At 49.0% G+C, this 21,491-nt stretch carries 19 protein-coding genes; 6 read left to right on the top strand and 13 right to left on the bottom strand.

Features of this window, described 5'->3' with window-relative positions:
* Window positions 1-92: 92 nt before the first annotated feature.
* Both ACHA8N_RS14665 and ACHA8N_RS14660 read right to left on the bottom strand, forming a co-directional pair.
* Window positions 93-977 (bottom strand): SDR family oxidoreductase, encoded by an 885-nt coding sequence (locus tag ACHA8N_RS14665; protein WP_393966153.1) that lies wholly within the window; start codon window positions 975-977, stop codon window positions 93-95.
* 225 nt (window positions 978-1,202) lie between these two features.
* Window positions 1,203-2,555, bottom strand: a complete 1,353-nt coding sequence (locus ACHA8N_RS14660) for an FAD-dependent oxidoreductase (protein WP_147512034.1) — start codon at window positions 2,553-2,555, stop codon at window positions 1,203-1,205.
* 445 nt (window positions 2,556-3,000) lie between these two features.
* Between ACHA8N_RS14660 and ACHA8N_RS14655 the strand changes: the two genes are divergently transcribed.
* Both ACHA8N_RS14655 and ACHA8N_RS14650 read left to right on the top strand, forming a co-directional pair.
* Window positions 3,001-3,612: a YitT family protein gene (locus ACHA8N_RS14655; RefSeq protein ID WP_147512033.1), complete on the top strand. Its 612-nt coding sequence runs from the start codon at window positions 3,001-3,003 to the stop codon at window positions 3,610-3,612.
* Window positions 3,613-3,683: 71 nt separating this feature from the next.
* Window positions 3,684-4,244 carry a GNAT family N-acetyltransferase gene (locus ACHA8N_RS14650; RefSeq protein ID WP_393966152.1) on the top strand — a complete coding sequence of 187 codons (561 nt, stop codon included), beginning with the start codon at window positions 3,684-3,686 and terminating at the stop codon, window positions 4,242-4,244.
* Window positions 4,245-4,572: 328 nt separating this feature from the next.
* Here ACHA8N_RS14650 and ACHA8N_RS14645 read toward each other — a convergent pair whose 3' ends face one another.
* From ACHA8N_RS14645 to ACHA8N_RS14600, 10 genes are all read right to left on the bottom strand, one after another.
* Window positions 4,573-5,268, bottom strand: coding sequence for a phosphotransferase family protein (locus tag ACHA8N_RS14645; protein WP_393966151.1), 696 nt, complete (start codon window positions 5,266-5,268; stop codon window positions 4,573-4,575).
* A gap of 13 nt (window positions 5,269-5,281) precedes the next feature.
* Window positions 5,282-6,661 (bottom strand): hypothetical protein, encoded by a 1,380-nt coding sequence (locus ACHA8N_RS14640; protein ID WP_393966150.1) that lies wholly within the window; start codon window positions 6,659-6,661, stop codon window positions 5,282-5,284.
* Window positions 6,658-7,575: an FTR1 family iron permease gene (locus ACHA8N_RS14635; RefSeq protein ID WP_147512029.1), complete on the bottom strand. Its 918-nt coding sequence runs from the start codon at window positions 7,573-7,575 to the stop codon at window positions 6,658-6,660. Before ACHA8N_RS14635 ends, ACHA8N_RS14640 begins: the two co-directional genes overlap by 4 nt.
* 12 nt (window positions 7,576-7,587) lie before the next feature.
* Entirely contained in the window at window positions 7,588-8,325 is a 738-nt protein-coding gene (locus ACHA8N_RS14630) for a hypothetical protein (protein ID WP_119923496.1), read from the bottom strand.
* Window positions 8,322-9,053, bottom strand: a complete 732-nt coding sequence (locus tag ACHA8N_RS14625) for a glycosyltransferase family 2 protein (RefSeq protein WP_147512027.1) — start codon at window positions 9,051-9,053, stop codon at window positions 8,322-8,324. Before ACHA8N_RS14625 ends, ACHA8N_RS14630 begins: the two co-directional genes overlap by 4 nt.
* Complete coding sequence (locus ACHA8N_RS14620; RefSeq protein WP_393966149.1) at window positions 9,050-10,483, bottom strand: alkaline phosphatase family protein; 1,434 nt, start codon at window positions 10,481-10,483, stop codon at window positions 9,050-9,052. Before ACHA8N_RS14620 ends, ACHA8N_RS14625 begins: the two co-directional genes overlap by 4 nt.
* A 5-nt stretch (window positions 10,484-10,488) precedes the next feature.
* Window positions 10,489-11,328: a lysylphosphatidylglycerol synthase domain-containing protein gene (locus ACHA8N_RS14615; RefSeq protein ID WP_393966148.1), complete on the bottom strand. Its 840-nt coding sequence runs from the start codon at window positions 11,326-11,328 to the stop codon at window positions 10,489-10,491.
* Window positions 11,325-12,245, bottom strand: coding sequence for an NAD-dependent epimerase/dehydratase family protein (locus ACHA8N_RS14610; protein WP_393966147.1), 921 nt, complete (start codon window positions 12,243-12,245; stop codon window positions 11,325-11,327). The genes ACHA8N_RS14615 and ACHA8N_RS14610 overlap by 4 nt, the downstream gene beginning before the upstream one ends.
* 25 nt (window positions 12,246-12,270) lie before the next feature.
* A complete protein-coding gene (locus ACHA8N_RS14605; RefSeq protein ID WP_393966146.1) occupies window positions 12,271-13,452 on the bottom strand; it encodes a hypothetical protein in 1,182 nt (393 codons plus the stop codon).
* Window positions 13,453-13,606: 154 nt separating this feature from the next.
* Window positions 13,607-14,134, bottom strand: a complete 528-nt coding sequence (locus ACHA8N_RS14600) for a type III secretion system chaperone family protein (protein WP_026831788.1) — start codon at window positions 14,132-14,134, stop codon at window positions 13,607-13,609.
* Between the two features lie 209 nt (window positions 14,135-14,343).
* On the opposite strand from ACHA8N_RS14600, the gene ACHA8N_RS14595 reads away from it, so the two are divergent.
* The 3 genes from ACHA8N_RS14595 to ACHA8N_RS14585 all read left to right on the top strand — a co-directional run bounded on the left by ACHA8N_RS14595 (window position 14,344) and on the right by ACHA8N_RS14585 (window position 19,040).
* Window positions 14,344-16,791 (top strand): CoA-disulfide reductase, encoded by a 2,448-nt coding sequence (locus ACHA8N_RS14595; RefSeq protein WP_393966145.1) that lies wholly within the window; start codon window positions 14,344-14,346, stop codon window positions 16,789-16,791.
* 226 nt (window positions 16,792-17,017) lie between these two features.
* The gene (locus ACHA8N_RS14590) at window positions 17,018-18,463 is read left to right on the top strand and encodes an alanine/glycine:cation symporter family protein (protein WP_393966144.1); all 1,446 of its coding nucleotides are present in this window, start codon (window positions 17,018-17,020) and stop codon (window positions 18,461-18,463) included.
* Between the two features lie 115 nt (window positions 18,464-18,578).
* On the top strand, window positions 18,579-19,040 hold the full coding sequence (locus tag ACHA8N_RS14585) for a hypothetical protein (RefSeq protein ID WP_147512021.1): 462 nt from the start codon (window positions 18,579-18,581) through the stop codon (window positions 19,038-19,040).
* A 190-nt stretch (window positions 19,041-19,230) separates the two neighbouring features.
* Here the strand turns inward: ACHA8N_RS14585 and ACHA8N_RS14580 are convergent, their stop codons facing one another.
* The gene (locus ACHA8N_RS14580; protein WP_393966143.1) at window positions 19,231-20,043 is read right to left on the bottom strand and encodes an aldo/keto reductase; all 813 of its coding nucleotides are present in this window, start codon (window positions 20,041-20,043) and stop codon (window positions 19,231-19,233) included.
* Window positions 20,044-20,279: 236 nt separating this feature from the next.
* Here ACHA8N_RS14580 and tnpB point away from each other — a divergent pair, with 236 nt between their 5' ends.
* Window positions 20,280-21,452 carry an IS200/IS605 family element RNA-guided endonuclease TnpB gene (gene tnpB, locus ACHA8N_RS14575; RefSeq protein ID WP_393966142.1) on the top strand — a complete coding sequence of 391 codons (1,173 nt, stop codon included), beginning with the start codon at window positions 20,280-20,282 and terminating at the stop codon, window positions 21,450-21,452.
* The last annotated feature ends 39 nt before the right edge of the window (window positions 21,453-21,491 follow it).

Here is a 21,491-nt window from a genome sequence, read left to right as displayed (position 1 = left end):
CATTAGACTAAATCGGACGGGGAGAAGCAACTGATACCAAAAAAAGCGATTTTGATGTCGCCATCAAAATCGCTTTTTACTCTAGCATTCAATTAAGCGAGTTCAATTCCGCCTGTGACACCATAAATTTGTGCCGTGACATAACTGGCATCATCTGAAGCGAGGAAGACATAGACGCTCGAAAGTTCGACCGGTTGACCACTCCGTTTAAGCGGTGTTTCTTGTCCGAATTCCGGAATGTTTTCGCTTGGTTGACCACCTGAGATTTGCAATGGTGTCCAGATTGGACCCGGTGCAACAGAATTGACGCGGATGCCTTTTGGCGCGACTTGTTTCGCAAGTCCCCGTGTAAAGCCGTTGATGGCAAATTTCGTTGACGCGTAATCAAGCAGGTTCGCACTTGGGTTGTAGCCTTGAACCGAAGTCGTCGTGATAATCGAAGCCCCTTCTTTTAACAACGGAAGGGCAGCTTTGACGACCCAGAACAGAGAAAAGACATTGATTTCATATGTTTTGCGAAGTTGTTCCGTCGACAGGTCCATGATGTCCTCGACGGCTTGCTGTTTGCCGGCGACGAGTGCCAGAATATCGATTCCGCCAAGTGATTCGTGTGCTTCTTTGACGAGTTGTTGACAGAACGTTTCATCACTGAGGTCGCCCGCCAGTAAGTGCGCTTTTTGTCCGGCAGCTTCGACAAGTGCTTTAACTTCTTCAGCGTCTTGTTGTTCTTCCGGTAGATAGTTGAGGAAAACATCTGCACCTTCACGTGCATAAGCAATGGCAGCGGCACGACCGATTCCAGAATCGCCTCCTGTGATCAAGGCCTTTTTCCCGATCAGTTTACCGGAACCTTTATAACTTTCTTCGCCACAATCCGGGATTGGCTCCATTTTTGCCTGGACAGCCGGTGCATCCTGATATTGTTTTGGGAAGTCATCATTAAAATATTGTGTAAGTGGATTGTTAGACTGGGACATGAATTGATTCCTCCTAGGTAGTGGTTTGATTTGCATAAGAAGTATGTTCCCTGTCACTTCACGTCTAAACGTCAATTGATTAATCAAGTGAAGTTTTCGTTAAGTGGAAAAGGGCACTCAATAAGGCTGTAGCAACAACTAACCGTATCGTATGAAGAACAAATAAAAAATCGAAGTCCACAAGTGTGAACTCCGATTTTGATTAAAGATAGGGTAGATGACCGATCAGACACGTGCCGATGTCAGTTCTTTCATTCCTTGTAAAGCCGCTTGATTCAGTAAGTTCCACGGTTTGTTGTAGTGCGGTTGGAAGAAGAAGTCGACGAAAGCCAGTTCTTCGAGCGTCATCTCATTTTGAATCGCCACCGACAAGGTGTTCATCGCCTGGGTGAGGTCAACTTTTGAGATGATTTGCGCACCGACGAGGCGGTGTGTCGCAGTTTCGTAGACAAGTTTCAACTGGACGTTTTCAGCTGTCGGCATGAACTCGGGACGGTAAGCATCTTGGACCGTCGTACTTGTCACTTCTAAACCGAAAAACGGGGCAGCATCTTCTGTCAGACCGGTCGAAGCAATGTTCAAGTCATACAACCGGAGACCGGACGTTCCTTGTGTGCCTTGATAGCGGATCGTCGGAGCGAGTAAGTTTTTCCCGACGAGTGTTCCCATTCGGACAGCATTTGTCGCGAGCGGAATATACGCGTGTGTCCGGGCCGGATTGTAGTAGACGGCACAGCTGTCACCGGCAGCAAAGATGTTCGGATTGCTGGTCCGCATATAGTCGTCGACGATGATGGCTCCGTTCGGCAACATATCGATTTGTCCTTTTAACAATTCCGTACTTGGTCGGAAACCGACACAGAGAATGACGAGATCCGTTTCGAACGTTCCTTTATCTGTGACGACTTGTGTGACATTACCGTCCACACCGGTAAAGCTTTGAACGGTCTGGTTCAACTCGAGGTGAATCCCGCGGTCTGTCAATTCACTTTCAATGATATCCGTGAATGAACGATCCAAGTATTTATTTAAAATCCGGTCGGCACTGTCGATGAACGTGACATCTTTGCCGTATGCTTCGAATGCTTCAACCAATTCAGCACCGATATAACCGGCACCGACAACGGTAATCCGCTGGGCATCCGTTGCTTTTTTGATGATGGTTTGCGCGTGGTGATAGTTTTTGCAGAGCTCAATTTGATTCAGTTCAATCCCAGGAAGCATCGGGATGATCGGCCATGAACCAGTCGTCATAATCAATTTATCGTACGTATCATGAACGGTTTCACCCGTTACGAGATTTTTTGCAAGAATTGTTTGGTTCGTACTGTCGATTTCCAGGACGTCATGTTTTAAGCGCATCTCGGCACCGAGTTCAGTCAGTTCATCCGGCGAAGAATAAAACAGCGACTCCGCATGCTCGACGACGCCACCGACATGAAGCGCGATTCCGCAAGAAAGGAATGAGACGTTATCGTTTCGTTCGTAAACGGTGATATCCAGTTGTTCGTGCTGTGAAGCCAACTCTTTAACTGCTGCTGTTCCTGCGTGTGTACAACCGATGACTGCTACTTTCATGAGTAAAGTCCCCTTTTCGTTTTTGTTTGTGATAAAAATCACATTCATTTGATATCCTTAGTGTATTACTTCACAATGTTGTTTTCAAGTACTTTGTTCACTGTTGAGCATAATAATGTCTAAATTGTGAATGAGTGAGCAAAAGGTGGATATCGGAATCGAGGTATCCGTTCATCTGTATCGTTTCTGTTAAAAACGTGTAAAACTGTTTTAGTTTCTGAAGTTCGGGTTATAATGAAGAAGACAACAAAACGAAAGGGTGGAAACCGATGGATACCGAGAGGATCGATCATCTATTCAGCTTACCTGATTTTTAGCAGTGCCAATCTTCATTGAACAGGAAGGTAATGGCTTGAAAAAAATCAGGGAGAGCGAAAATAGATGAATACCCAAACGGGACAACTACACCCTCTCCCATGGAAGATACGGGAGAGGACAATAACACATGAAACGAATTATAACCATCTTGGCCGGAACGCTCATTATGGCGTTTGGCTATTACACCTTGAATGAACAATTTGGATTGGCAGAAGGCGGATTTATCGGTCTGTCTTTACTCGGACGTTACTTTTTTGACATTAATCCATCGATTTCGATGATCGTACTCGACATTCCGTTTTTTATCGGAGCGTTATACTTTAAAGGAAAACGTTTTGTCAGTGAAGCACTCGTATCGGCAGGCGCATTGTCGCTGTTTTACGAAATGTGGTACCGACTGGATCTGTTTCATTTTCCGGAACAGGCATGGCCGGCAACACTGATCGCTGCTGTCGCCAGTGGAATCGTGACCGGCTATGGTCTCGGTCTCGTTCTGAAAAGTGGCGCGGCAACAGGAGGAGATGATTTGTTGTCGATGGGCCTCAGTAAGCTGACCGGCTTATCAATCGGGACAATTTTATTTGGTCTTGATGCCATCGTCCTCGTCATCTCACTCGTCTATCTGCCGTTGAGTCTAACGTTGTATACGTTGCTTGCAGTCGCGATTGCGGGACGTGTCGTCTCGGTCATGACACGCGAACCGGTCGTTGCACCGATTCCGGTAGCTGAACTGAAATGAACAAATCCCTCCTGACATCAGGAGGGATTTTGTTTTACGATAAAAGAGAGTAGAAGAAAGGGGACACATATATGATTAGACAAGCAACTGCCAATGACGCGGATCAAATCGCACCATTGATTGAACAGGCGATTCATGAAATTGCCGAGACACTGACCGGAACACAGGAGAAGGAATTGATTTTGGAGCGGCTCGCGCTGTTTGTTACGCAAACGGGAAACCGGTTAAGTCATGAAAACATTCTCGTCAAGGAGCTCGACAGGCATGTCGTCGGCATCGTCATCGCATACGCGGGCGTAGATGCGGCACAGTTGGATGAACCGATTAAACGTCAGCTGCTCAAGTGGACAGGACAAGAGGTACAGATTGATCAAGAGACGGAAGGAAACGTCTTTTACCTGGATACGTTGTCGGTGGATGCGGCATACGGTGGAAAAGGAATTGGGTCTGAGCTGTTGCAGGCAGCGGCGGACGAAGGGGAGCGACGTGGATTACGGGCGTTTACGTTAAATGCGGATCAGACGAATGCTGGTGCGCAACGCCTGTATCGGCGTCTTGGATTCGTCCCGGTCAAGACGATTGAAATCAGTGGTGGACAATTTGATTATATGGAACGACCGTATTCAACTTGAATGACGAAGCAAGTACTTCGAATTCGTTTCAAGATTCGTTGATACGCAGACAAGACTTCGCTTTCCGCGGGCGAAACGTGAGCCTCCGCGTCGCCCGCGCGACTTACGGGGTCTCACCTGTTCCGCTTTTCCCGCAGGAGTCTTCGTCTTGTCTGCTTCTCAACGACGTTTTATTAAGCTGTTAAGATCGATACACTAAGAATCTGGATTCAAAAAATCACTCGCCTCATGCGACTCCTACAGGAAAACGCGTGAAGCGAGTGATTTTTTTACGTTCAGCTTAATTAGGTGGCGATGATTTGTGATTCGTTGGAGTCGACCGGATCCATCACTTTAAAAAACGTTGTAACAGAACGGATTCGACAGGCGTAATCTGCTCTTTCAAACGAAAAGCTGCACACAACCGTAAACAAGCCTCGAATCCGGTGACTTTTCTGATGCGCTTAAAGTAACAGGCACGGTACAAATGACTGAGGATGAAGCGGGAAACGCGTTCTGCCGGATTTCGTAAAGACATACGTCCTCCGTAGCGAATCAATAAAAAAGTACGGGCGACGTCCATCAGTGGATTGCCGATGGAGGCATCCATCCAATCGATGACATAGACGTCTTCTTTGACAAGCAACAGATTATACGGGTGAAAATCACCATGACATAAAGTATGTCCCGCTACAAGTGCACTGTGAGCAGGATATCGTTCTTGAAGAAGAGGTAATCCGTCGACGGATAACGTATGAAGATACCTTTGTAAGGCGACCATGGTCGTCATGTAGCGGAGAATCCGAACGGGATGACGTTTCATCAAATCTCCGAGCGATTCCCCTTTCAAGTACTCCATGCGAATGGAATGATCAACTTGATTATAGACACGAGGTGTCATCGAAAAGTGGTTCTGGATGGACAGATGATTTTGAAATTCCTGCTGGACCGCTGCATGCGGAACATGTGCGTGAAACTGCTTTCGAACAATCGTCGCAGTTTCTTGTTGAATCGTTGCCGTGTTGCCGGTTTCGATGATATTCATCCAAATCCGCTCCTTATCGTAAGATCATCCGGTACAACCGCGCTTCCGCATCTTCCGGTTCGAACCGGGGATCACTCGTAAAGCGGAAAACTTCCGTCACTTCGATTGGTACATCTTCCGCCCGTAACCGTTTGAGCAATCGTCCGGTCAGATAGACCTCCTGTGATTTTGGTTCCGCCCGCCATTTGCTGACGGATCCAATCGGGACAATCGTAGCGTCAGGACGTGCCATCAAAAACTGACGTTCTTCTTCATCCGTAAAGATGGTCGCGGACGCCGGTAAACCGGTAATGGCTTCCGCCAGCTGAATCGTAGCCGGTTTACTAGTCGCTTGTTGATACAAGGCGATACTTCCGATCAGCAATTGAATACATAAAAACGGAACGAGCCAACGGACCGACAGACGGCGGACGAGTAAAATCACAAGCAGTAAGACGAGTGGTAAGACATGCCGCGGTTTATCGATGTTTTGGGCAAACCAGACCCAGAGAAAATAACCGGTTCCGGTAACACTCCACCAGAGAGGGAACGAACGGAAACGTTGGCAAAACAAGAACAGTCCCGATCCGAGACCAATCCAAGTGGCAAATCCAAGACCATGCCAAATCATTTGTTTGATTGTCAATCCAAGTCGTTCCAGCAGGGTGGCGTCATCCGTTTGCGCCGTGCCTCCCCAGTCCGAGAAATGACCCGTAACGAAGCTGAGTGACAACTGGGCAAAGGAAGCCGGTCCACCGACAGAGAAGGCGACCGGTAACAGCCAGGCGAGTTGAGCGAGGAGCAGAACTGCCATCTCTGACACGACTTGCCAAGCATCACGCCGTGCTTGCCACAGTAAAAATAAGAGGATGATTCCAAACGGTGCATAGGATAACCGGGTCGCCATCAACAGGCTAAACAATAGGTACGGTAAAAGACGGAACTGCCCCTGCCGTGCGCGTTCGACACTCCAGACGAACCAACAGAGAACACCAAGGGCGAGACCATCCGACATCCCGGTTGCGGACAAGACGACAAGGGAAGCCGTCGACACGACTGTAAAAGCAGCCAGCAGACGAACCGCATCGAATCGTCGGCGTTTGAACAGCAGGTACAGCGGAATCAGTCCGCTCGTGAAGCCAAGCATCGAGACAATTCCAAGGGCACGGACAGGTTCAAGCCCGAGTCGTGCGAGACCGGTCGCGAGTAAGATGAAAAACGGATACCCGGGGAAATGTGGCTGTAAATTCGCCAAGTCATACTGTCCGACCGCTAACGTGAAGTTGGCGATATCGTAGCTTGCTACAAACGGGCTGACCAGATAAAGGCGTCCGGCGGTGCACACGAGGATCAGAACGACAACCATGAAAAAAAGCGATCGTCCACGTTGTGGATGACCGCTTCGAACCGTCACGAGACCTCCTTCAGTTTCTTGACGGTTTTGGGTGCGCGATTTTGACGCATCAACATGAAGCCGGCGAAAGCGAAGTATCCCCACCAAGCGATAACTTGTTCGATGGACGGATTATGGCTGTAGCCGAACATCGCCCCCATGAACGTTCCGATTTGACCGCTGATCAATGTCGTATTGCCCGTATCACGTAAATATTGAATCTGATCGATATAGTGTTCCGGCATGAAAGCCACGATGTTATAAAGGGCGGCCGGTGTGCCGTCTGCATTCGTCAACAGACTGCCGAGCAATCCAAGATCCTGGAATCGGCCAATCGTTTGGACGAGCATGCCGGCAGCAATGAACAAGATCAAGACGCCGGTCACTTGGAAAAAGCGTTTGACGGGAATCTTCATCGTTCCGGAAACGAATAAGTAGCCGAAGATCAAGGCGAGCAGGAGACCGGAGACAGCACCGTAGCTGGTCAGAACCTTCTCGATTTCACCACCCGAAATCGCAGCGAAGAAGAAGACCGTTTCAATCCCTTCCCGGACGATGACGAGGAACGAATGGACGATCATCGTAATCGCACTGCCGGTCGAGACGGCGGCAGCGACTTTCGCTTGCGAGGCCTGCTGGTTTTCCTTTGCCTCCTTGCCCATCCAAAGCACCATATGGGTTAAGAGGAAAACAGAGATGATCATGATCCCAAGACGTAAATACGTATCGCTGCCGAAGCTTGCGAAACTCGTAAAGACGACTTGGAACAAGAAGGCGACACCTAAACTCGCGAGTAAGGCAAGTCCAACACCGGCGTAGACCCATTTTTTATATTGTGGTGCATTGAGCCGATCGAGATAACCGAGAATCAAGCCGACGATCAAGACGGCTTCGAGACATTCGCGAAGGGTGATTAAAAACGCCTGAAAATCCATGTGTCTTCCTCCTTATTGAGCGCGTCGTTTCTTACGCTGACCGATGATGACGATGACGATTAAGATGATGACAAGACTGATGGCGACCGTTTTCCAAATGTCGTCCGTCCCAAAGGATTGACCGAAAATCGAGTCCTCTTCATCAAAGACACCTGTCTTCTCTTCACCTGGCAAAACGAACAGCGGGGTGACGGTATCTTCAATCTGTTTAATGTTTTGATCAAATGTTTTTCGATCGCTCGCTTTTTTCCCGACTCCAAACAAACCGGGGTTTCCAAGCGCCGCAAGTGAATCATCAAAAGCAGTATACAATGAATCACTTGTCTTTGCACCCTCACTTTCTTTGACGTAAGGAGCGAGCACATCGTACGTGCCGCGTGCTTTAGCGAGCAACAACTTGGCCTGTCCGAAATCATCGAATTGTTCCTGTGCAAAGTGCAGACGACGTTCGATGTTTTGACGCAAAGCGACCCGGTAGGCTTGCTTGGCAGCATCAGCATCTTCCTTTTCTAACGACGCATCGATTTTTTCTTTTGCTTCCGGGAAGTAGAGTGTGAACTCCTTATCGTAGGCATCGATGGTTTCTTTGGCTAACGTGTAATCGTTTTGGTCAAGCTGTTCCTCAAACTGTTTATAAGCTTCCGCAAAAGCTTCCTTTCCTGGATCCCCGTAGCTGTAGGCGAATGCCGGCAACGGTGTAGTGAGCAGGAACAAGAAGGCGATAACGGTGATGAAAAGCGGTTTCCTCATCCGAGATGCTCCTTTCGTTCAAAACGTTCTTCAGACGACAATGGGACGATCGGGCGGCGCCATTCCCGGTAAATTGCAGGCAGGACGCGCTGGATATAGTTAAAGCGGATAAAGGACTTTCCGGCTTCCCGCACACGGTAACGAATCGGGACTTCGTGCAGCCGGAACCCTTTCCGAACAAGATTCAGTGTCAGCACTTGGGCGTAGTTATAGTCGTGGATGATTTCCGCATGTTTACACGCCGCGCGGGAAAAGGCGCGCATCCCGCTTTGTCCATCGTGAATCCGACGCTTTAATAAGAGGCACTGCAACCAAGTAAAAACGTGATTGCCGATGTACCGATATAAGCGCATCCCGTCGACCGTTCCGAGAAAACGGGAACCAAATACGTAGTCGGCCTCATCGAGAAGAATCGGTCGGACAATGTCCGGAATCTGATCCGCCGGATATTCGTTATCGGCGTCAATCATGACGGCAACAGTCGCACCATGGGCATAGGACCGGAGCAGTCCTTCCCGAACGGCAGCTCCGAGCCCGCGATTTTTAGAAAAACGATAGACATGGGCTCCGTGTTGTCGGGCAATCTCGGACGTCGCATCAGTGGATCCGTCGTCGATGACGATCGTTTCGACAGGCAGTCCATCGATTTCAGCCGGAATGCGTTTTAAGACAAGTGGCAAGGAGACTTCTTCGTTATGGGCCGGAAGAAAGACGACGATTTTTTTCATGAGAATTCCTCCTTAAAGGCTTCCGTCAGTAAGACCCCCCGGCTGTCGTGCGGGATATCGGCATCAAGCAGCTTCGTAATCGTTGGTCCAAGCGACAGGATATGCCGGTGCGTATCAACTTTCAGACCGGCATGGACGTGTTTGCCGTACATCCAAAACGGAACAAACCGTTCTCCTTCATCGAGATGACCATGACCGCCGATCCCATCGGCTTGCCCATGATCCGCCATGACGATCAGTGTTGCATCGTCGAGCTTACCGAGCCGGTCCAGTTCTTCACAAAATTCAGCCAGTAAGGCATCGGCCTCTTCAATTTTCTGGATGTATTCGGAATACAGGGTGCCGCGGCTGTGACCGGTCTGATCGGTGCCAATCAATTGAATCGCGAGTAAATCCGGATCTTCTTGCTGGACGATTTGTTTGGCGCGATCGATGATGTTGCGGTCTGCGACATCGTTATGCATGACGGCTGTCACGGTATGGACGTCTTTGGCACCGAAGGCATCGACGAGATGGGCGATTCCAAGAATCTTACCGGTTTTCCCGACGTCACGCAACCGGTCAAAGACCGTATCGGTTTTGACCCCCGTCGTATTCCAGACCATGTTCGAATGGATACCGTGTTCTTCCGGACGGGCTCCGGTGAACATGGAACTGAAACAGACGACCGTTCGAGCCGGGTAGACGGTCTCCATGTTCGTATACTCCGTTCCTTCTTGGCGGAGACGTTCGAGAAACGGCGTGTTCGCCGCCATGTAGCGATCTTTCCGCATGCCGTCGACGATCAGGACATAGACTTTCTGTGATGTCGGAATCGGTGCATCGACGGTTGACTCGGTCGGTAGTTTCGGCTTCCAGTCGAACAGGTAGTGATGCAGGATCCAGGCGAATAGGAACAGCCCAAGCGGAAACCAAAGATAGGACCAATCGAGTGTCTGTTCGATTGAAGCGGTTTGCCAATACGCGAGTAAAAGTCCGACTTTCGGCAGTTGTTCCTGGGCATTTCCGCTCGTCGAGTCACTATTTTTAAGGACCAGTTTCCAAAAACGTGTGAAGTTGAGCCAGTTGGTCCCGATCCGGAGATGGTAATAGATCGTTCCCCAGAAGAAGACGGTGAAGAAGAAATAAAGACCGGTTCCATACGCAAACAGCGGCAGGAGACGCGTGTCCGTTCCTTCGATGAACAACCAGACGATCAATGGAAGCCAAAGATAATTCCGTAAGAACAACGGAAAATCAAACTTCCAATATAAGACGAGCAGCGGCAGAGTCATCAAAAAGCCAAAGCCGACACCGCTGAGTGAGCCTTGTGTCAAAATCAGATAGCTGAGAAACACACCAATCGTAAAAATCGGTGTGAAGGGTTTGCCTTCATTCAATAAGTTCCACATCCGTGCGGCAACTTTTTCAAAACGGGAAGCACTTTTCATGCAGGTCATCCTTTCATATCGTGCTTCTTAAACTGGGTGAACAGTAATGTAACGATCGGAAAATGGCGGATAAGCACATAAACCGGCGCTAAAAATGCAAACGCATATTTAAAGAGGTGTGTCATCAAGGCGAGCTCGTACGGGTTGGAAACACCCGCAAGTTGCAAGACCGTGCCCATCGCAAGTTCATACGTTCCGAGTCCACCTGGGGTAAACTGGGCGATTCCGGACAAGACTCCGGCACTCATCGCGACGAGGACAAGCGGAAAGGTGATGTCGGCATCCGCACCTTGCAAGAGACAAAAAACAGCCACTGCTTCAAACAGCCACGCCGTCGCCCCGTATCCGATCAAGGGATATATCGTCTTGATCCATCGCCGGACCAGAAACAAGGCGAGTAGACCACCGGCAAACGCAAGCCCGGCGACCCAGACCGTCTGTCCTAATAATAACCCGGCAGCGACGAAAAGACCGAGTACGGATAGGTCGATACCGCGTTGGGCGACAAAAATCGCCGTTGTCCGCTTCATCGGACTGCCGATCGCTCGCGCCGTCAGCAGGCGAACCGCTTCTCCTACTTTGACAGGAGAGAGGTGATTAATTGCCAGACCAAGGTACAGACTCGTCAGGTAAACCGCAGTAGACGCATTTTTTTCGTCCGCCGTCCGCCAAGCGCGTGCGCGTAAATAAAAAGCGAAGGCGTAAGTGACGGTAGCGGGCACTATCCAGGGCGACGTCACCAGGGTTTGGAGATAGTCATACACAACAGGCAGTTCCAGACCGAAACGGACGAGTAAAAAAAGAGCTGCCAACGTCAGAACGACGCCCGCAGCTCCACGTATCACAGACGATCGCGATGCCATGTGATCATCCGTTCCATTCCATCAGCGAGCGTGACGGAGGGAACATAACCGAACGTCTGCCTTGCCGCATCAGTGTTACTCCATGTCATTGAGACATCTCCTGCCCGTGCGGGAGCAAATGCCACCGCTACGTCAAACCGTTTACTAAGCATCGCCGCGACGTCGCGCACCGACTCCGGACGGTTGGCACCAAGATTGAAAATACCGGTTGCCTGTACCTGCAGGGCTTGTTCCATTCCCCGTGTAATGTCGTCAATATACGTGAAGTCCCGAATCGGATCACCGAAAACGGTCAATGATTGACCGTGTAATGCCTGTTCAATGAATCGATACAAGGCCATGTCAGGTCGGCCGGCAGGACCGTAGACAGTAAAGAAGCGGAAGATCCCGATTTGTAGACCATACAGATTCTGATAAGCCTGGCAAAAGGTTTCCGCACTGTACTTGGCTGCGGCATAGGGACTCATCACTTGTCCGGTTGCTTGATGTTCCAACAATGCACCCGTTTGTTCCCCGTAGACGGAGGAGGAAGAAGCGAAGAACAGATGCGGAATGGCATATGTGCGCGCCGCTTCGAGGACGGTCACCGTCATCGCGATATCATCCTCGATGTACCGATGCGGTTCCTGTAACGAACCGGGGACACCGGGCAAGGCGGCGAGATGAAATACGGCGGCGAAGGAGTGACTGCCGAACCAAGTCGGCAAATCTTCATGCACGTTTCCTTCAAACACCTCGATCCCGTTCTGTTGCAAAAGGCGAGCCCGCTCCAGTTTCAGTTCGACGTCATAATAATCCGTGAAGGCATCGATGACACTTACGGTATGACCGCTGGCGTGAAGACGAAGCGCAAGGGCGGATCCGATGAAACCCGCGCCTCCTGTAATTCCAATCTGCATGTCGCGTTCCTCCGATTCCAATCAATTAGTTGAGTGGCTCTAACGCGTCAACGATTTTATCACCTGTCGTTTCGGCTTTCAGGTCACCTTTTTCGACAAGGGCATACCAAGCGTTGGCGTCAGACAACACCGTGCTGGCTTGTTCTTTACCGAGACGGCTCTCAAGTGTCGGTTTCATTGCGATGACGAACATGTTTGCTTCCATCGCCTCGACCCGTGCTGTATCAACATCTTTTTTCTCAAGTGCTTCTTGTGTTTCTTCGTGGTAGCCGTCAATTTTTTCCGTTAAGGCTTTGGCGAATAAGCTTTCCACTTCTTTGAACTGAACACCTTCTGGTTTTGTTTTTGAGAAGTCATAGAGGTCTTTTAATTTCGCAACCGCTTCTTCATCTCCACCGGCAAGTGATTCCTCGATGGCAAGTAAGAAACCGTATCCTTCCGCTTGCTCCATCTGTAACTCTTTTTCATCCGTTCCGGCTTTGACGCCATCTTCGATTTTTTGAGCATATCCGAGAGCAGCAAGGTAGAACGAACGGTAGATGGATTTATCCGTCAACTGTTTCGCGACATTGAAGTCCGCGACGTTCTTCGCGGTAATCGCTTCTTCTTGTGCCGTTAAGCCGGACGAGATCGCTTGGGCAATTGCATCTTCATTTTTAAAGCCGTAACTCGCGTCACGTTTTTCTGCCGTCGGGATGAAGACGGTCTCGGACATGTCTTTAATGTCTGTCAGAGCAGCTGTCGCTTCATCCGTTTTTCCGGCCGCAACGGCTTCTTCCGCTGTTGCTTGTGTCGATTTTTGGAGTTTATAGAAGTAAGACTGAATGCCTTTGTCCACGAGTTGACGGGCAACGTTCTCATCCAGTTCTTTTGATTCGACACCCGCTAATGCGGAACTGATGACTTCTTCAATTTCAGGAGCAGCCGTCGTGACGCCGCCTTTTAATTTTGAGTCATAACTCGTCGTGACCATTTTCCAGTCGATGGCTTGGCCTTCTTTTGCTTTGTCGAGCTCCGCCTTGATAGAACTGAAGATTGTCAGTTCATCTTTTAAGGTTGTCGCTGCGATCCCCGCATCTGTTTTTGTTTCAGATGTTTGCTCCGTTTTTTCTTTTTTTGGAGCTGTTGTTTCGTTATCGTTTGTCCCACAAGCAGCAAGTAACCCTGCTGTAATGAAAAGTGATGCTACCTTAATTCGCTTTTTCATAATCGATTCCCCCAGAATATATAATACGTTGATAAAAAAATGATGTCGTTTTCACAAATCTAACTATAGCGAGAATAATTCTCATTGTCAATTGAACTTCAAAATGAAAAAAATGGCTTCCGAGGTATCCCGGAAGCCATTTTAAGGTGATATTTTACTGAACTTGGTCATACAGTTTCGTGAGGTAGCTGAAGACTTCATCCGATGCTTGGAACATCATGACCGAGTGTCCGAAAATTGCTGCTGGATTAAAGCCGTGATCCAAGTCAATCGTCGAAGCGATTGTGACGTCACGATCGCTGTCGAGGACAACGCGGAAGTATTTGAATTCTTGGTTAAAGTCGTTGATGGCATTTAAGATCGGGAGATCCTCAACACCGTCTGGTACGTGTGTAATCGTCCGCGCAAACAGTTCAACGTCGGTCGCTGTTTTACTGAAGACGATCATCATCATCGGTTCAGCGCCCGCCGGCGTTTTTTCCTGTGTCATGAAGAAGACGTGTGTTTCATTCTCACGTGCTTCCATCGGAATACCTTTTTCGACTAAGAATGCTTGGAATTCTTCGAGATATTGTTGTTGCACAGCCGTTACCCCGTTTTCATTTGTTTCCGGCTGACTGTTTTGGTTGATCGGTGTGACTTTGTTATCGTTCGTGTCTTTTGAGTTACGATCCTGGTCCATGATTAAATCCCCCTTATAAATACTGTAATCTCAGTTTCAAGCATTTTAGATCGAATTGCAACTAATGTCCGTTATCCTCAAAGGAACATTTTGATTTTAAAGGAAGACATCTTTGTGAATGAACGAACAGATAACTTGAAAAGGTATACCTGAACGGGTATATTGGTACACATAGACCATAATGGATTCTACTCAAGGAGGAAGACGGAATGAAAACGATCATTGTAGGTGGAGTAGCTGGTGGGGCGACGGCGGCAGCACGGTTGCGCCGATTGGATGAAACGGCGGAAATCATCCTGTTGGAACGGGGAAAGGAAATTTCTTTTGCGAACTGCGGTCTACCGTATTACATCGGTGACATCATTAAAGACCGAAATAAACTGTTGGTTCAGACTCCTGAAGGAATGAACGCCCGGTTTAATCTGGATGTCCGAAACCTGTCTGAAGCGATTCAAATCAATCGTGAGCAGAAAACCGTGATCATTCGGAAAGTCGATACCGGAGAAGAATATGAAGAAACATACGATCAGTTGATTTTGTCACCAGGAGCAAAACCAATCCGACCGGGCATTCCGGGGCTGGAGGAAGCGGAAAACGTCTTTACGCTACGGAACATCCCGGATACCGACAAGATGCGTCAGTATGTCGATGAAGCCCGTCCGTCTCATGCAACCGTCATCGGCGGAGGATTCATCGGTCTTGAGATGGCGGAAAACTTAGTCGAGCGTGGAGCACAAGTGACACTGATTGAGATGGCGGACCAAGTCATGGCACCGGTGGATCCGGAAATGGCAGCAATCGTTCATGAGCACCTCCGGGCGAAAGGGGTCGACTTGATCTTGTCGGACGGCGTGGCCCGCTTCGAAGAGGCCGGTACACGTGTCGTGCTGACGAGTGGAAAAGTAATTCAGACGGACATGAATATCCTGTCAATCGGCGTCATGCCGGAAAGTAATCTAGCGGCAGATGCCGGACTTAAGCTCGGAATCAAACAAACGATCCAAGTCGATGAGACATTGCGGACATCGGATCCTTCGATCTTTGCGATCGGGGATGCCATCGAGGTCAAAGATTACATTACAGGCGAACCGGTCCACGTTCCGCTGGCTTGGCCGGCCAACCGTCAAGGGCGCCTCGTCGCCGATATCATCAATGGGCGAGACGTTCGGTATACAGGAACACTTGGCACGGCAGTCGCAAAAGTGTTTGATTTGACGGTCGCTGCAACCGGCGTCAATGAAAAACGTCTTCGTCAGTCCGGACGCCGGTATGAAGCGATTCATCTGCATCCCGGTTCACACGCCGGATATTATCCGGGCGCAAGTCCGATCTCGATGAAGCTGTTGTTTGATCCGGTCGATGGAACGATTTTCGGAGCACAGGCGATCGGGATGACCGGTGTCGAAAAACGAATCGATGTTTTGGCGACAGCGATCAAAGGTGGTCTGACGGTGCTCGATCTCCCGGATTTGGAATTGTCCTACGCGCCTCCGTACAGTTCAGCCAAAGATCCGGTCAACATGGCCGGTTACATTGCCTCAAATATCGTACTGGGCGACAGTGAGAACGTCCATTGGCATGAGATTGACCAGATTGTCGCGAACGGTGGTTTATTGCTGGACGTCCGGGAACCGTCTGAGAATGAACTCGGTTCGATTCCGGGATCCGTCAATATCTCCTTACCGACGTTACGTCAGTCGCTGGATGAACTGCCGAAAGATCAACCGATTTACGTGACGTGCCAAGTCGGATTACGTGGATATGTCGCGGGTCAACTGCTCAAACAGAATGGATTTACTGTCAAAAATTTGAGTGGCGGCTATAAAACATGGTCTACGGTCAACCGTGACCGTGAAGCGAGAAGCCAAGTACGGGAGGAAACAGCAGTGACGATTACGAAAAGTGAGCCGAAACGAGCAACAAAAGAGCAGATTACGTTACTGGATACATGCGGTCTCCAATGCCCGGGCCCGATTGTGGAATTAAAAACGAAGATGGATCAATTGCAAGACGGCGATCAAGTTTTCATTAAAGCATCGGATCCCGGATTCCTGCCGGATGTTCAAGCGTGGGCACATAAGCTCGGTCATACCGTCCATACGGCGGAAATGAACAAGGGAATCGTCGAAGTCTTACTTGAAAAAGGAACGGCAACAGCCGCGCCGGTCCAGTCTGATGTCACGAAAGCGGACGATGCGACGATGGTCGTCTTCAGCGGAGACCTCGATAAAGCACTGGCATCGTTTGTCATCGCGCAAGGTGCTCAGGCGATGGGCAAACAAGTAACGATGTTCTTTACGTTCTGGGGATTGAATGTCATTCGGAAACCGGACGCACCATCTGTTGAGAAGGCACCGATGGAACGGATGATGGGCATGATGATGCCGAAACATGCCGGTGATCTGCCGCTCTCGAACATGAATATGGGCGGGGCTGGTCAAAAAATGATGAAAAAAGTCATGAAGGACAAACAAGTGGATGCGCTTGAGACGATGATGGCGAAAGCGCAGACCGCAGGAGTTCGGATGATCGCCTGCACGATGTCGATGGACATCATGGGAATCAAAAAAGAAGAACTGTTGGATGGCATCGATTATGGCGGTGTCGCAAGTTATCTTGGAGCGACGGATGACGCCAACCTCAATTTGTTCATCTGATGTATTCGATTGTTAAATAAGAGAGATGTCCTCAACAAGCCTCCCCTCTGCGGAGGCTTGTTTTTTTACGTTAAACCTCACATCCAATGTGAGGTTTTGTAATCTTTTGTGCACTTGAACGACTTAAAAGAAGAAAATGAATTTGATTTTCTGAAATTATTTTCGTATCATAGAACACATGTGAAAAAAGGTTACATGATGGAACGTTTAATGAGGAGGAAGACACGTGGAAAAACAATTCATGGAGTTAGTCAGTAATATCAACGATGTATTATGGTCGAGCGTTCTCATCATTCTATTAGTCGGGTTAGGCATTTACTTTACGATTCGGATGGGATTCGTCCAATTTCGGATGATTCCGGAAATGCTTCGTCTGTTGTTCCAAGGAACAGATAAAGGAAAAGACGGTGTTTCGCCGTTCCAAGCGTTCGCCATCAGTACGGCAGCGCGCGTCGGAACCGGAAACATCGCCGGTGTCGCGACAGCGATCGCGCTTGGTGGACCCGGTGCCGTCTTCTGGATGTGGTTGATTGCTTTAATCGGATCGGCCTCTGCCTTCGTCGAAAGTACGTTGGCGCAGATCTATAAAGTGCGCGATGATAAAGCATGGCGTGGTGGTCCGGCCTATTACATGGAAAAAGCACTCGGACAACGTTGGCTCGGAGTTGTCTTCAGCGTCTTGATCACAATCGCTTTTGGATTTGTCTTTAACTCGGTGCAGTCGAATACGATTTCACTGTCACTTCAAAGTCAGTATGGCATCGATAAAACATGGATCACGGTAGGGCTTGTCGTATTGACGGCACTTGTCATCTTCGGTGGTGTTCGTAGCATCGCGACGGTCTCGGCATTTCTCGTCCCGATCATGGCGGGCGGATACATTTTAATTGCCTTGTACATCATGGTAACGAACCTTGAAGTCTTACCAAGCGTCTTCGGTTTGATTTTCCAAGAAGGGTTGCTTGAATTCAAAACGCTTGCAGGTGGAGCGATTGGAGCAGCGGTCTTAAACGGAATTCGTCGTGGTCTCTTCTCGAACGAAGCAGGGATGGGGTCAGCCCCTAACGCCGCTGCGACGGCAGAAGTATCGCACCCGGTCAAACAGGGTTTGATCCAATCGTTTGCGGTATTCGTCGACACGTTGCTGGTCTGTTCGGCAACCGCGATGATCGTCTTAGTCAGTGGTGTTGCGACAAAAGATGCGAGTGGAGAACCGGTTGCCGGAATCGATTTGGCACAAGGAGCACTTGCTTCTCAAGTGGGTACACTTGCGACGGCATTCATGGCTTTGGCTATTTTCTTGTTTGCATTCAGCTCGATTGTCGGAAATTATTACTATGGTGAGTCCAACATCAGATTCATCAATGGTGATAAAAAAATCATGACGATTTACCGTGTCATCGTTCTCGGTATGGTTGTGTTTGGTTCGCTGGTTCAAACGGCAAGTCTTGTCTGGGCTCTGGCTGACATCTTTATGGGGCTGATGGCAGTTGTCAATCTGTATGCGATTTTCCGGTTATCGAAAGTTGCTAAATTGGCACTGGATGATTACCTCGTCCAACGTCGAAACGGTCAAGATCCTCGTTTCCATAAAGATTCGATTCCGAATCTTCCGGGGAAAGAAACGCTTGAAGCGTGGCAAGAGGACGATACAAAAGAAAAAGCGATGTAACGAACTGAGGGTCAGAGCAATCTGATCCTCTTTTTTGACTTTGGATTTCAGGAATCATCATTAAACAGGTGAGAAAATGGGAATACTAAAAAAAACGGTCGGAAGGAGGGGGAGGATGGAAAATGTTCATTATGTCCGAGTCGCAGATGCCGTTTGGGATTCTTTTGGTGATGATCCGCACATCATCATGGACTGGATTTTGTTCATCCATGAAACACAGCCCGACCATGAACAGTTGTTTGCGCTCGAAGAAACAACACCGTTGTACCAATTGATGAGTCAAATCGATATCTTTATCGATCAGGAAACCCATTATAATCTCGGTCGGGCAATTGTCGGGGAAGAACTGATTGTCAATGAAGATCACGCATCCATCGTCGGTATCCTTCCCTTACCGCTCTTAATCATTTCTTCCGAGGTCATGCGGAATTTTGACCGACAGGCGCTCGAAGTGATTTATCGGGAAGCGGGGCGTCAAGGAGAGTTCGATACGATTTGGGAGCAGTTCGGTGATTTGCGCGCCTATTTCCGTCGGGCAGAAGAAGCGGAAGAGACGATTCTTGTCTATTATGTATAGCGCGGTAATGAGCGCGAAAAAAAGGAATCACTCGTTCTTTCACGCACGTTCCTCAAACGAGACATCGTGTAGGAGTTGCGTGAAGCGAGTGATTCCTGATTAACGAGAAGAGGGGTGGCAGATAAGTCTGCCACCCCTCTTCATAAAAGCAATCGTTCTAAAGCGTCAGCCTATTTTTTAACGGCAGTGCTTAAAAGTCGATTTCATCCGGATCTGGTCCAAGACGGACATCTGTTGCCAAACGATCAATCTTCTCGAGATCATCCGCATCGAGTTGGAAATCAAACACATCAAAGTTTTCCGCAATCCGTTCAGGCGTGACCGATTTCGGAAGAGCGACAATGCCGTTATCCAAATGCCAACGCAAGACGACTTGTGAAGGAGATTTACCGTGTTTTTCGGCAATTTCCTTAAAGTCATTGATTTCAAGGAATTTCCCTTGCATGAGCGGGCTCCACGCCTCGACTTGGATGCTGTGGTCCTGTAGATATTCATGCAGTTCATGTTGCGGAAGTTGCGGATGAAGTTCCACCTGGTTGATCATCGGTGTCATCAATCCTTCTTCAGCCAGTATATCGAGGTGATGTTCCTTGAAGTTCGAAACACCAATCGCTTTGATTTTTCCAGCTTCGTAAAGCTCAACCATCGCTTTCCATGCTTCAATGTACCCTTCAACCGGCCAGTGAATCAAATAGAGGTCCAGATAATCGGTCTCTAATCGCTCGAGTGACTCAGCGAAAGCTTCTTTAGTGCGTCCGGCACGAATATCATCGTTCCATACTTTAGACGTTAAGAAGAGATCTTCACGGTTCACGCCGCTTTCTTTGATTCCTTTGGCGACACCACGTTCGTTTTTGTAAACGGCAGCCGTATCAATATGACGGTAACCGACACGAATCGCTTCTGCGACGGCAGCCGGTGCTTCCGTCTCTTCGTCGACTTGCCAGACTCCGAATCCGATCTGTGGAATCGTGACACCATTTGAAAGTTTTGCGTATTGCATGTATATACTCCTCCTTCAATGAAACTAGAATATGGAATTGCTCGTTTAGTTTAGCATGAACGGACAACTACGTCCGTTTCGATGCTCAAGGAGGAAGTAAGCGGTTAGAGTGTAAAGAGATGCGGGTATCTCTATCAAAATTAGGCGAGAGTACTCCCACTTCTAAACGAAGTGAAAGTGGGAGGTGAATCGCCCCCCTCCCTTTCGGGTATAAACCTTTCAAGGAGGTGAAAATCATGTTGAAGCATAAGGCCTACAAATTCAGGATATACCCGACAAAAGAGCAGGAAATCCTGATCGCGAAGACCATGGGTTGTTCGCGCTTCGTCTTCAACTACTTCTTAGCGAAGTGGGATGAGACGTATAAAGCGACAGGCAAAGGACTGTCTTACGGTTCTTGTTCAAAAGAAATCCCGATGCTGAAGCAAGAGTTCGACTGGCTGAAAGAAGTCGATAGCCATTCGCTTCAATCGAGTGTCAAACACCTGACCGATGCGTATGACCGCTTCTTCAAGAAGCAGAACGAACGGCCTCGATTCAAATCGAAGCGCCATCCCGTCCAATCCTACAAGACCAATATCGAGAAGAAGAACCAACTTCCCGAAGTTTCAATCGTCGGCAGCAAGCTCAAACTTCCTAGGCTGAAGTGGGTGCGTTTCGCTAACTCGAGGCAGGTAGCAGGACGAATCTTGAACGCAACCATCCGGCGTAACGCTTCAGGAAAATACTTCGTCTCCCTGCTCGTCGAGCAGGAGATCCACGAACGGCCGAAGACTGGTTCATCCATCGGCGTCGATGTCGGGTTGAAGAACTTTGCCATCTTGTCGGACGGCATGGTCTACCAAAACGACCGCTACTTCCGTTCGCTCGAGAAGAAGCTGGCAAGAGAGCAACGCAAGCTCTCTCGACGTCAGCGCATGGCCTTGGACAAGAAAGTGAAACTTGTCGAGGCAAAGAACTACCAGAAGCAGAAGCGAAATGTCGCCCGCATCCACGAGAAGATTGCCAACAAGCGAACCGATTTCCTGCACAAAGTATCGACCGAGATCGTCAAAAACCACGACGTCATCGGCGTCGAGACCTTGCAAGTGAAGAACATGCAGAAGAACCGCAAGTTGAGCAAGTCCATCTCGGACGTCAGTTGGTCGACGTTCTTCCGTATGCTCGAATATAAGGCGGACTGGTGCGGGAAGACCGTCGTGAAGGTCGGGAAGACCTTTGCTTCCAGCCAACTGTGCTCCAGTTGCGGACATCAACACAAAGACGTGAAGCATCTTGGCTTGCGTGAATGGACATGCCCGAATTGCGGGATCCACCACGACCGTGATGTGAACGCAGGACTGAATCTTAAGCGAGAAGCTGAACGCATCTTGGCTTCTTCAACCGTCGGGACGACGGGGCTAGCCTGATCAGGTTTCGACCGTCCGGTCGGATAACTCAGGAATCCC

Source organism: Exiguobacterium sp. S22-S28 (genome assembly GCF_043359615.1).
Lineage (GTDB): Bacteria > Bacillota > Bacilli > Exiguobacteriales > Exiguobacteriaceae > Exiguobacterium_A.
Note: the sequence above shows the minus strand (reverse complement) of the source record. Positions and strands in the feature narration are given on the sequence as shown.

Excerpts from the sequence above, each read along its gene's own strand:
- ACHA8N_RS14620 (WP_393966149.1), bottom strand. The coding sequence starts at position 10,483 with ATGAAAAGTGCTTCCCGTTTTGAAAAAGTTGCCGCACGGATGTGGAAC.
- ACHA8N_RS14660 (WP_147512034.1), bottom strand. The coding sequence starts at position 2,555 with ATGAAAGTAGCAGTCATCGGTTGTACACACGCAGGAACAGCAGCAGTT.
- ACHA8N_RS14645 (WP_393966151.1), bottom strand. The coding sequence starts at position 5,268 with ATGAATATCATCGAAACCGGCAACACGGCAACGATTCAACAAGAAACT.
- ACHA8N_RS14625 (WP_147512027.1), bottom strand. The coding sequence starts at position 9,053 with ATGAAAAAAATCGTCGTCTTTCTTCCGGCCCATAACGAAGAAGTCTCC.
- ACHA8N_RS14600 (WP_026831788.1), bottom strand. The coding sequence starts at position 14,134 with ATGGACCAGGATCGTAACTCAAAAGACACGAACGATAACAAAGTCACA.
- tnpB (WP_393966142.1), top strand. The coding sequence starts at position 20,280 with ATGTTGAAGCATAAGGCCTACAAATTCAGGATATACCCGACAAAAGAG.
- ACHA8N_RS14605 (WP_393966146.1), bottom strand. The coding sequence starts at position 13,452 with ATGAAAAAGCGAATTAAGGTAGCATCACTTTTCATTACAGCAGGGTTA.
- ACHA8N_RS14630 (WP_119923496.1), bottom strand. The coding sequence starts at position 8,325 with ATGAGGAAACCGCTTTTCATCACCGTTATCGCCTTCTTGTTCCTGCTC.
- ACHA8N_RS14650 (WP_393966152.1), top strand. The coding sequence starts at position 3,684 with ATGATTAGACAAGCAACTGCCAATGACGCGGATCAAATCGCACCATTG.
- ACHA8N_RS14580 (WP_393966143.1), bottom strand. The coding sequence starts at position 20,043 with ATGCAATACGCAAAACTTTCAAATGGTGTCACGATTCCACAGATCGGA.
- ACHA8N_RS14655 (WP_147512033.1), top strand. The coding sequence starts at position 3,001 with ATGAAACGAATTATAACCATCTTGGCCGGAACGCTCATTATGGCGTTT.
- ACHA8N_RS14585 (WP_147512021.1), top strand. The coding sequence starts at position 18,579 with ATGGAAAATGTTCATTATGTCCGAGTCGCAGATGCCGTTTGGGATTCT.
- ACHA8N_RS14665 (WP_393966153.1), bottom strand. The coding sequence starts at position 977 with ATGTCCCAGTCTAACAATCCACTTACACAATATTTTAATGATGACTTC.
- ACHA8N_RS14595 (WP_393966145.1), top strand. The coding sequence starts at position 14,344 with ATGAAAACGATCATTGTAGGTGGAGTAGCTGGTGGGGCGACGGCGGCA.
- ACHA8N_RS14610 (WP_393966147.1), bottom strand. The coding sequence starts at position 12,245 with ATGCAGATTGGAATTACAGGAGGCGCGGGTTTCATCGGATCCGCCCTT.
- ACHA8N_RS14635 (WP_147512029.1), bottom strand. The coding sequence starts at position 7,575 with ATGGATTTTCAGGCGTTTTTAATCACCCTTCGCGAATGTCTCGAAGCC.